Genomic DNA, 11367 nt, shown 5'->3' with positions numbered 1-11367 from the left:
GGTCGGATCGCCTCGAAATCGCTCTTGCCTTGGCAGAGCAGGCCGATGTAGCAGCGCAGCACATCGGCGGCAGAAATCCCCTGGCAGGGTGCCGCCTTTGCCAGGCGCGAGGTCAGCGTGGTGAACCTGTTTATAGCCAGCCCGACCAAGGCCATGCCAGACTGTGAGGTGTAAAATTCGGTGTCGGATTGTTCGATGGTGAACCGCGGAAAAGTCACGAAAAAATCTCCTTGGGTGAATTTCGATGCAGTTCTAATGTAGCACAAAACGCCAACAAAATCAGCTAATTATCAAAGATCAAGCAGAAATTTACTATTTTAAACTCACTGATTCAGGTAAATCTTTATAACCTTAATTTTTAACTTTTTTTTAGCAGGACAAAAAGCTCAGCGATCTGTTCAAACCCCTGCCTTTTGTTTTCTTTGCGAAAGCCCTGATCTTGTTCTTTTATCCGGTGACCGGTTACTGTTATACTCAAGAATAATCAGCTATAAAGCTTGTTAGACGAAGGGGTTTTATCTCTCATGGAATTACCGGGCCGCGCCTTTGAAAATTTGAACCCCGATGTTGTCCTCGATGCAGTGGAGAGTGTTGGTTATGGATGCGACTGTCGTATCCTGACCCTTAACAGTTACGAGAATCGGGTTTACCAGATCGGTATTGAGGGGGGTGAACCACTGATCGCGAAGTTTTATCGTGCCGGGCGCTGGAGTGATGAGCAGATACTGGAGGAACATCAGTTCAGCTTTGAACTGGTAGAACATGAGCTGCCGGTGGTTGCACCGCTGACGATTGACGGTACCAGCCTGTTTCGTTTTGCCGCTATGCGCTTTGCGCTCTATCCGCGCCAGGGCGGTCATGCGCCGGAGTTTGACAACCTTGACAATCTGTTGATCATGGGCCGTTTGTTGGGACGCATCCATGCGGTCGGGGCGACACGGCCATTTGTGCATCGCCCCCAACTGGACAGCAGGAGCTTTGGTTATGACAGCGTGGCACTGATCAGCGCGAAATTTGTTCCGGCTGCCTACAAGGCGAACTATGATGCCCTTGCCGCGGATCTGCTGCAGGGTGTCGATGATCTGTTGTCCGCAACGGTGACGAATATCCGCACCCATGGTGACTGTCATGCCGGGAACATCCTCTGGCGTGACAACGCCCCGCACCTGGTCGATCTCGATGATGCCCGGATGGCCCCGGCGATGCAGGATATCTGGATGATGCTGTCGGGCGACCGGACCAGACAGAGCGTGCAGCTGGCAGAGATTGTGGCTGGCTACGAGGAATTCCATTCTTTTCAACCACAACAATTACGTTTGATTGAGGCGTTGCGTTCGCTGCGTATTCTGCATTATTGTGCCTGGCTGGCACGTCGTTGGGACGATCCGACCTTTCCGCATCACTTCCCCTGGTTTAATACCGAACGCTACTGGGGGGAGCACATCCTTGAACTGCGCGAGCAGATCGCGGCGCTGAACGAACCGCAGTTGACAGTCATGTAGCATCTTTTCGATTCCGGTGGGTGAATTATATGATCCTGTTTGTCAGTGAGGTATTGCGTGCAATCTGAAGAAAAAACAGCAAATTTTACGCGAGTCGCCAATCTGCTCAATACGCTTTTTCTGCTCGGCAAGCATTTGAGTCTTTACCACGAAGAAAACAAACTGGTGACGGCGACGACCGCTCGTCTGGAAATGATTCTTGAAGAACTTTTTGCCGAACTTCCGCAGCTCAGCATCGTCGTGGCGCGTCACGGTTTTCTTTTCGACGGTGAATTTATCCAGCGCAGCAACAAGCTGTTTGAGACATTTGCCTTGCGGATGTTCGAACACGGTATTGCCACCTTCTCCCTGACCCCCGAACTGAACGCGATGTCAATCTACGCTTTTCTGCGGGTTGTCATTCGCCGCCCTTCTGAAACCTGGGACGAGGGGGGGATTGCCACCAGTCTGGCGGTTCGTCAGGTGGTTGGCATTATGGTCGAAGAGCTGGACGAGGATAAATTCACCCTTACCGAACAGGGAGACGACGCAGGAAAACTTCAGGGTGGCAAGTCAGATATCTGGGATCGTTTCGCCCTGTCAATCGCGCATGCCTGTGGAGAAGATGTTGCTAAAACGTTGCACGAAACGGACTCGCCGGGAAGTTTTGCGGCAGCTGTTTCCGACTTGATGGCGGGCAAAAGTGCGGAAGAGAAGAGCGCCCTTGCCAGGGAGCTGAGTCGCTTGCTAAGCAGTTTGCAGCACGAAAAAATCACCATGTATCGTGCCCAGGCGCTGAAAAAATTGACGGAGTTCGTTAACAACCTGTCGGTTGAATTGCGGGAAATGTTCATGAACAATGCTTTTAATTTGGGGTTGAAGGCCGATTATGCGGAAGGCTTTTTCTCCGAATTATCGGACGAGGTGATCCTTGAGGCACTCAAAAATGTTTCGTTACAGAAAAATTATGTACCACCGGTTATCATGTCGTTGTTGAGCAAGCTGGCCGGAGAGCGTAACCTGGACATGCCTGCCGGACTGTCCAGGCCACAAGCCAATGACGTCAGCACCACCCGCAAAATCCAGGAGCTGTTTCGTCCGGATGAATTTAAAAAATATGTTCCGTCCCGCTATCAGCGGGCGCTGATGACCGTCCTGCAAAGCGAGACTATCCCCGTCGCGCTCAATGAACATCTTGATGCACTGCGACATACCCTGGAAACGCACGGGGTTGATGAACACGCTGCGGAAATCACCCTGCATATTCTTAAACATCATCCGGATGCTGAACATTTGCGCGGCGTGTGTGCGAGCTTGCTCAGTTCGATTGAGCATTATCTCGATGTGGGGGACTACGCGAATCTGGCCAGATTGTGCCGACTCTGTTTCGATTCTCACGAGGATACCGACCACCTGGCTGAGATCCGCCAGGAGTTGTCGGGCGAAAAATTTATTCAGCGCCTGTTGCGCGATGCCCGAATCCGCGGCAAACAGGATTTTGACGCTATTGGCAAAGTCATTATCTGTGTTGGCAAACCCTTTATTGCGCCGTTGCTGGAACGAGTGGGTGAAGAGACGAACCGCAACGTGCGCCTGTTATACCTGAGTTGTCTGAAAAAACTGGGTCGCGATGTGATCGACGCGGCGACGGAACGCTTACAGGATGAACGCTGGTTCGTGGTGCGCAACATCATCTATCTGCTGAACGAGATGGACGCCCAGGGGCTGTTGCCCAAATTGCGTCCGCTGCTGAAACATCCGCATCCGAAAGTGCGACAAGAAGCGTTGAAGGCGTGTATCCGCATGAAGGACAAATCGACTGACGACCTCCTCATCAAGGGACTTGAGTCGCGGAAGGATGAAGATGTGCTCAATGCGATCATGTTGGCACCATTTGCGGAAAGTCGGCGGGTGATCAGGACGTTGATTGAACTGCTGAGCAAAAAAGCACTGATCGATTATCGTCTCGAACTCAAGAAAAACGTCGTCAGGACGTTGGCCGGAATGCAGGCGGTCGCTGTGCTGCCGACTTTTCATGAGATTCTCTCTTCGCGCAGCCTGTTGCATCCGCTTTGTCATGCGGAACTCAAACTGGAGATCGTTAACGCGCTGGACAAGTTTCCCCCCGACAAGGTCAAGGGATTGTTGCAGGAGCAGGCGGACAGCGGTACTGGACAGTTGGCAGAACAGGCAAAAAATACGCTGGCGAGGATGAAAGGAACGCTCTGTGACGGATGACATCGAACGGCATCAGCTCAGTGCAGTGATCACATCGTTGTCCCATGCGCTGGCTGCCGGGGCACTCTACGCGCCGGAACACCCGCGCGTGACGGCGCAAATTCCACGTCTTGCCGATAGTTTAGTCACCCTGCTGCAACAGCGCGACGAAGTCACGCTGCTGATTGTTAAAGAGGAACTGCTTTACCAGGGCAAACCGCTGGAAAAATCTCAGCACACAACGCGTATTGCCCGGCTCTGCGGTGCGAAAAATATCGGCTATCTGCGCTTTACTTCGGGGATTGATAACGCCGAAATTGCCTTGCTGCTCAGGGTCGTGCTCGGGTTTGATGCGCTGGAGACCTTGCAGAACAATGCTCAATATATCGAGATCGGCGATGTCGACGTAACCCAGGGGGAGGTGGCAGCGGAGAGTCGGGCGATCGGCTCATTTGAGGATTTGAGCGCGGAAGAACTGCAAAATCTCAAGTCGTTTTACCAGTCCGCCAGGGAGAAGGCACCGCTTGACACGCAGGATATGGCTTCAATTATTGCCGGGTTCATCACCGCCTTTCGTCGTGAGGCTAATCCACTGCTGGCCCTGGTTCCGTTGCGCATGGAGGATGAGTACACCTTTACCCATTCGGTCAATGTTGGTATCCTCAATGTCGCACAGGGGATGTCGCTGGGGTTTTCCGGACAAATGCTGCACGACGTTGGCATCGCCGGAATGGTGCATGACGTCGGCAAGATCTTTGTCGATAACGAGATTATCCGCAAGCCGGGTGCCCTGAGCGACGCCGATTGGGAAAAGATGAAAGCCCACCCGTCGCGCGGTGCCCAGTATCTGATGAATCAGGAGGGGATCCCGAAGATAGCGGTCTTCTCGGCTTTCGAGCATCATATGCGTTATGATCTTGGTGGTTACCCCGAGGTGCCGAAGCATTGGCGATTAAATGTTTGCAGTCAGATGACAATGATTTCAGACACGTTCGATGCCTTGCGCACCCGTCGGGCCTATAAAGAGCCGTGGGATTTCGCCAAAATCAGTGGGCGGATGCTGGAGGTGGCGGGAACCCAGCTCAATCCTCATCTGACGTTGAACTTTTTGAAAACATTGGCAAAAATGGGTGAAGATGTGGTGGTTGAGGGGATCAGTCTGATGGCTGGGGCGGAGGATCGTCCCGAAAGCGAATTCACCGGACGTTGCGTCTGTGAATAGCTGACGAAGAGATGACCGGTGAATGAAATTCAACTGATTGTCAACGCGGATGATCTGGGCAACGGCCAGCGTCGCGATCGCGGCATCTTTCGTGCCTGCACCGCAGGGATCGTTACCAGCGTTTCATTGCTCGCCAATGGACCGACCTTTGTCGCTGCGACGCGGGAATCCCTCACGCTGGGATTGCCGCTGGGGGTTCATCTCAATCTCTCCGAGGGACGAGCGCTGGGGGGCGCGATTGCTGGATTGACCGATGCCGCCGGCAATTTTCCGGGGAAACAGATGCTGCGAACGCGCCTGGCGAGCGGGGATTTTGACCGCACCGCCGTTCGCCATGAATTGCACAGCCAGATTGCCCGTGTGCGTGACGCGGGGTTGCACCCCGATCATCTTGATACCCACCAGCACTGTTTCCTCTGCCCGGCCCTGACCGGGATCATCGTCGCGGTTGCGCGCGAGACCGGGATTACTGCGCTGCGCCTGCCGGTTCCGGCGGAGCCGGTCGAGACCGACCCTGCCGGGCAACTCGGCGCTGAGCTGGCGTCCTACCGGCGGCTGGCTGCCGGACTGGCGGCGCTGCGAAGAGAGCCGGACCTTTATTTCCCGGATGGTTTGTGGGGGATGCCGTGGCTCAATCGTCTTACTGCACAGGGCCTGGAAACGTTGCTGACACAGTTGCCTGCCGGAACCTGGGAGCTGATGACTCACCCTGGCTACAGTGCCGATGATGAGCCTTTTTCCGGCCCGGCGCGGGAGCGCGAGTTGGCGGCGTTGACTGCGCCGACGATCCGTGCATTAATTGCGACACGGGGGATCCAGCTGACCACTTTCGGAGCCTGCCGATGCACCTGCTGATTGTCGTTCCTCCACAAGTGCGCACAACGGGCAACCGGGTCACTGCAAAACGGTTAAGCGCGGGGGTGACGGCTCTTGGCCACACGGTGACAATTGTCCCGGCTGAACCGACCGCAATAAGCGTAGCACTGGAGCGCGGCGTCGATCTCGCGCTGCTGCTCCATGCCTATCGTTCCGGTCGGCCGTGGCTGGAATCGGGGGCGACATTGCCCTATCTGGTGCTGTTAACCGGGACCGACTATCATGATGGACTGGCGCACCCGCAGCATGAGCCGGTGATCAGGGACGTGTTGCGGCGGGCTGGGTTGATCGTCATCAAGAATCAACGCGACCTCGAATCGCTGGCGCAAGATCATCCTGAATTCGCCCGGCGACTGCGTTATGTGGCACCAGGGGTGGTGTTGGGTGATGCTCCCTGCGCATTGCGTGACCAGCTCGGTTTGTCAGCGACGGATCTCCTGTTGCTCTGCCCGGCCGGGATTCGTCCCGTCAAAGGGGTGCTCACATTACTTGAGCTCTGTGACCCGCTTGCATGTCGTCGCGCATTCCATGTTGCGTTTTGTGGGCCGATCCTCGATAAAGGGTATGGCGAACAGTTTCTTGCCGCCGTGGCGGCGCGCCATTGGGCGCACTATGTCGGCAATATTCTCCCCGCAGCCATCCCTGCGGCGATGCGCCAGGCCGATGTGGTGCTCAACAATTCTGTCAGTGAGGGGCTGCCGAACGCGCTGGTCGAAGCGGCGGCTCTTGGCCGCCCGATTCTGGCGCACGCTATTTCAGGGAACGCCGCAGTCGTCACAGCGGGTGTCAACGGCATGCTTTATCGTGACGCAAAAGAATTTACCGCCGCCGTCATACGCCTGATTGACGAACCGGCGTTGCGGGCGCGTTTGTCACAACCGAACCCGGAACGATTTTCCGCAAAGCGCGAAGCGCAAGCGTTTGCCGAGCTATGCATGACTGTGCTCGAAGAGCATCAACTGAATAAATGAGAGGCGATGACGATGAACGAAGAACCGCAAGATATGGATGAAAACACCGAAGATGAAGATTTTGCGGCATTGTTTGCTGCGAGCCTGGCCACCGGCACCGCCCGGCTTGAGCCGGGGCAAAAGATTGCGGCGACGGTGTTGCAGATCGGTGCTGAGTGGGTTTTTCTCGATGTTGGGCAGAAAGGCGAGGGGATCATTGCCGCCAGTGAACTGCTCAATACTGATGGCGAGATGACGGTCGTCGTTGGAGACCAGCTGAACGCCTACTTCGTCACCCGGAAGGACGGTGAGTTGCGTTTTACCTTGCGGCTGGGGGGCGGGTCTTCCGGCACCGAGCAGCTGGAGGACGCCTGGCGCGGCGGGGTTCCGGTTGAAGGACGGATCGAACAAGAGATTAAGGGGGGCTTCGCTGTGCGTCTGCCGGGGGCGGTGCGGGCTTTCTGTCCATTTTCGCAACTTGGTTTGCGGCGCGAGGAAAATGTTGCCGAGCTCATCGACAGTACACTGACCTTTAAAATCACGCAGTTCGGCGAACAGGGGCGCAATATTGTGGTGTCACATCGCGCCATTCTGGAAGAAGAACGGCGGACACAGCGTGAAGCGTTACGCGCGACACTAAAAGAGGGGATGGTGGTCAGCGGGACAGTCACCAACATCCGCGAGTTTGGCGCATTTATCGATATCGGCGGGATCGAGGGCCTGTTACCGATTTCAGAAATCGGTTACGGACGGGTCGAGAATATCAATGAAGTGCTGCACGTTGGTCAGGAATTGCAGGTCGCACTCAAGAGCTGTGATTGGGAAAAGGAGCGCTTTGCCTTCAGTTTGCGCGACACCCTGGCCGACCCCTGGCAAAAGGTCGGGACGATCTACCGTGAAGGATCGCAACTGACCGGAACGGTTTCCAGGCTGACGCAGTTCGGAGCGTTTGTCACGCTGGAAGACGGCATTGACGGACTGCTACACATTTCAAAACTGGGTGGGGGACAACGGATTCGTCATCCGCAAGATGTTCTCAAGGTGGGCCAATCGCTGGCGGTGACGATTGAGAAGATTGACCTGGCTGAACGACGGATCGCGCTGATTCCGACAGCCACGGATGTTGCAGCATCCGCTGAGACGTCGTGGACAGAACAAGCGGGCGGCGGTTCAGGACTCGGTTCTTTGGGGGATCTGTTGCAGGCGGCGCAGAAAGAAAAGAAAATTAAGCGCTGAACATTCTTTCACCAATCGTCCCATCTGACGAGATTGTCATACTAACATGCCAATATTGTTAAGGGGGTGTGTTGATGCACAGGGCTGGAAGGGGGTAATGGGATCAATCTTTTACGCGTCGCCACGTTTTAATTCTTGTCGCTTCAAGGTAAAGTCACAATCATCAAGAGCCTGAACCGGCCTGATACCTCCTTCATTTTAGTTCAAGCAGATAAAGCCGATTCGGGGCCGCCTTCCCCCGAATCGGCTTTTCTGTGTTCTGGCGTCAAGCTTTTACCGTGGCGGATCAGTGGACGGTGTTTATGATGTCGATCAGTTCAATCTCAAAAGTCAGGGTTTCGCCGGCGAGGGGGTGGTTGGCATCCAGGGTCACTGTCTTGTCGTCAAGCTCAATGACGGTTGCCACAAAGCTGTCGCCGTCCTCGTCGTTCAACTCAAGGTCCATATCGACGGCCGGAACCAGATCGTCAGGGAATTGATCACGTTCCAGGGTAAGAATATTTTCTTCGTCGTACTCGCCGAAAGCCTCTTCCGGCGGAACAATGATCGTCTTTTTTTCTCCCGGAGCCATGCCGATCAATTCCTGCTCAACGAGAATAAAAAATTCTTCTTCGCCGATGGTTATCTCCATCGGTCCTGTTTCGCAACCGCAGTCGTCATCGATGCAGTCATCCACTGAGCAGTCGTCTGCGTAGGTGGTGTCAAAAATAGTTCCGTCTTCCAGGGTGCCGGTAAAGTTGATACGTACCCGATCTCCCGTTTTTGCTGTTGCCATGATTTAATCCTTCCACTTTCGATGTGATGATATTTGGTTATCGCGCTCATAGTACGAGGCGCGGCGCGCCAAGTCCATAAAAAACCACAGATTCTATCTGACCGTTGGCAAAAAAACTGGCACTAATGGCAATAGTTTGTTACTTTTCCTTGATGCAAGGTGTAATTGAAATTATCTCACAGGAGGATGGCATGCAGTTGACCGTTTTTCAAAGAATGACCTGGTTTTGTTTGCTGATGATCGGGTTGTCGGCCAATGCCTTTGCCGCGCCGGAAGTAACCCCAGTCGCAGTCAGTGCCGTGCCAGAACCGACCGCAGTCAGTGCAGTGCCAGCCAGCACTTCTTTGTCGTTGCTCCCTGGTGCAGAGGAGTTTGAGCGACTTTTTCTTGCAGCACAGCAGCAGGCTGATCTGATCGTTACCCCCGATGGTCAAGGGGGCACAAAGACGTTGACAGCCGCCTTGACGGCGGTGCCACGCAATGGCTTGATCGCTATCAGTCCCGGCGAATATCTTTTTCCTGAGACGTTTCGTCTGACCAAGGCGGTCAGGCTGGTCGGTGCCGGTCCGGGGAAGACGATTCTGCGTTTCGGCGGCGATGATCACGGTTTGCGCATTCCCGGGGTGGGCGAGGTTGAACTGAGCGGATTGGAAATCAGCTCCGCCTCGGCGCAAAAAAAATCACTGATTTATGCCTACAGCGGAGTGGTTGTGCGGATTAACGGCTGCCGCATCGGCGCAGCGCCGGGGGGTGCCAATATCGAGATCAATCGCTCCACCTTCGAAATTGCTCATTCAGAAATTCATGGTGCCGCTGAAGCGGGTATTCTGGTGCGGACCTTTGGTCAACTGGTCCTTGACTTGACCTTGCTGCATAACAACACCCTGGCCGGGGTTCTGGTGATGAAGGATGGCGTGGCAACGGTGACCCGGAGTGAGCTGCAAAACAATGCGGGGAGCGGGGTGCTGGTTACCGAATCCGGTGAGGTGACGTTGCGTGAGAATACCTTTGTTGGCAATGGCTTTGGTGTTGCCGTCGGCACGGGAAGCCGGGCACTCATTACCGGCAATGAATTCAGTACGAATACCGAGGGCGGATTGCTGGTGCGCGATGCCGGTGTCGCCGAGATTCGTGAAAACCGGATTTTTGCCAACCCGGTGGGGATTAAAGTGATGAGCGAAGGCACCCCCCTGGTGGAAAATAACCAACTGTTTAAAAATACCCGCAGCGGTATTCTCGTTGCCGAGAGCGGACGGGGAACGTTTCGCGCCAACGTCATTTATGCGAACCAGATTGCCGGGGTGGAAGCGACAGCTGGCGGTCATCCTGAGGTGATTGCCAACGAAATCCGCGACAATGCCGAAGTCGGCATCCTTGTTCACAACGAGGGGCGGGGAGTGTTCACCGACAATAAAATTTTTGCCAATAAAAACGGCTTCGTTATTGAATCAGGCGGGCACCCCGAGGCGACGGGAAATCTGCTTTACACCAACCTGCGGAGCGGTCTCTTTGCGACACATGAAGGAGCAGGGGCGTTTTGCGAGAACCGGTTCTATGAAAACGGCATATCCGGAGTAGAAATTATGGCGGGGGGCAACCCCGAAATTACCGCTTGTGAAATTTATGCCAATGGCCGTAATGGTGTGTTGATCACTGACGGCGGTCGGGGCCGGTTGAGTGCCAATCATATCTACAAAAACCTGCTTTCCGGCATCGACATCGGCCCGGAAAGCCAACCCGAAATCAGCGGGAACGAGATTGATGCGAATGCTCAAAATGGTGTTTTTGTGCATGGTGGTGGCAAGGGCACGATCCACGAAAATCGCATTCACGACAACCCTTTTTCGGGTATAGAAATCAGTTCTGAAGCGGCCCCGGAGGTTGTTCAAAACGAGATTCATGCCAATGGCCAAAGTGGCGTTTTTGTGCATAGTGGCGGCAAGGGGGTTTTGCGCGAAAATCGTTTGCATGATAATTTCTTGTCCGGGGTGGAAGTCACCAATGACGCCTACCCGGAAATCATCGAGAATGAAATTTTCGCTAATGTGCAAAACGGTATCTATATTCACGGCAATGGCAAAGGTCTGATCCGTGGCAACCGTATTTACGAAAACAAACTATCCGGACTGGAGCTGACGACAGAAGGTTTTCTGGAGGTCGCCGCCAATGACGTTTATGCGAACACCCAGAACGGAATCTTTATCCATGGACGCAGCCGTGGAACGTTGCGCGGCAACCATTTGCATAACAATCCCCTCTCCGGGCTGGAGATTGGCGACGGGGCGAATCCTGAGGTGGAAGACAATGAAATTTACGCCAATGGTCAAAGTGGCGTTTTTATTCATGACGGCGGCCGCGGGATATTGCTTGCCAACCGGATCCACGAAAATATCCTCTCCGGAATTGAGGTCACGAGCGGCGCGCATCCCGATGTTGAGAAGAACACGATCAGCAAAAACCTGCAAAATGGTCTCTATATTCATGCTGCGGGCGCTGGTGTTTATCGGCAGAACATGATCAGTGAGAACGGTTTTGAAGCCATCAAGGTGGAGGATTCGACGCCGACGATTATTGCTGAATAGCGCTTCGCCAGCCATTGCGTAATCACAA

At 54.4% G+C, this 11367-nt stretch carries 9 protein-coding genes; 7 read left to right on the top strand and 2 right to left on the bottom strand.

The window, feature by feature from the left end; translation table 11 throughout:
• On the bottom strand, positions 1-218 hold a 218-nt coding region (locus K0A93_04090; GenBank protein MBW6511287.1), incomplete at its 3' end, for an IS1380 family transposase.
• 306 nt (positions 219-524) lie between these two features.
• On the opposite strand from K0A93_04090, the gene K0A93_04085 reads away from it, so the two are divergent.
• Genes K0A93_04085 through rpsA form a run of 6 tightly spaced genes read left to right on the top strand, consistent with a single transcriptional unit; the run spans position 525 to position 7982 of the window.
• Positions 525-1502, top strand: a complete 978-nt coding sequence (locus K0A93_04085) for a serine/threonine protein kinase (GenBank protein ID MBW6511286.1) — start codon at positions 525-527, stop codon at positions 1500-1502.
• Between the two features lie 57 nt (positions 1503-1559).
• A complete protein-coding gene (locus K0A93_04080; protein MBW6511285.1) occupies positions 1560-3719 on the top strand; it encodes a HEAT repeat domain-containing protein in 2160 nt (719 codons plus the stop codon).
• A complete protein-coding gene (locus tag K0A93_04075; protein MBW6511284.1) occupies positions 3709-4920 on the top strand; it encodes an HD domain-containing protein in 1212 nt (403 codons plus the stop codon). Before K0A93_04080 ends, K0A93_04075 begins: the two co-directional genes overlap by 11 nt.
• Positions 4921-4938: 18 nt before the next feature.
• Entirely contained in the window at positions 4939-5775 is an 837-nt protein-coding gene (locus K0A93_04070; GenBank protein MBW6511283.1) for a ChbG/HpnK family deacetylase, read from the top strand.
• Positions 5763-6767, top strand: coding sequence for a glycosyltransferase family 4 protein (locus K0A93_04065; GenBank protein ID MBW6511282.1), 1005 nt, complete (start codon positions 5763-5765; stop codon positions 6765-6767). Before K0A93_04070 ends, K0A93_04065 begins: the two co-directional genes overlap by 13 nt.
• Before the next feature lie 12 nt (positions 6768-6779).
• On the top strand, positions 6780-7982 hold the full coding sequence (rpsA, locus tag K0A93_04060) for a 30S ribosomal protein S1 (GenBank protein ID MBW6511281.1): 1203 nt from the start codon (positions 6780-6782) through the stop codon (positions 7980-7982).
• 286 nt (positions 7983-8268) lie between these two features.
• Here the strand turns inward: rpsA and K0A93_04055 are convergent, their stop codons facing one another.
• Complete coding sequence (locus K0A93_04055) at positions 8269-8757, bottom strand: peptidylprolyl isomerase (protein MBW6511280.1); 489 nt, start codon at positions 8755-8757, stop codon at positions 8269-8271.
• 191 nt (positions 8758-8948) lie between these two features.
• On the opposite strand from K0A93_04055, the gene K0A93_04050 reads away from it, so the two are divergent.
• Entirely contained in the window at positions 8949-11339 is a 2391-nt protein-coding gene (locus tag K0A93_04050; GenBank protein MBW6511279.1) for a right-handed parallel beta-helix repeat-containing protein, read from the top strand.
• The last annotated feature ends 28 nt before the right edge of the window (positions 11340-11367 follow it).

The organism is Desulfuromonadaceae bacterium (genome assembly GCA_019429445.1).
Lineage (GTDB): Bacteria > Desulfobacterota > Desulfuromonadia > Desulfuromonadales > JAHYIW01 > JAHYIW01.
The sequence above is the reverse complement of the archived record's forward strand: the minus strand, read 5'-3'. Positions and strand labels throughout refer to the sequence as shown.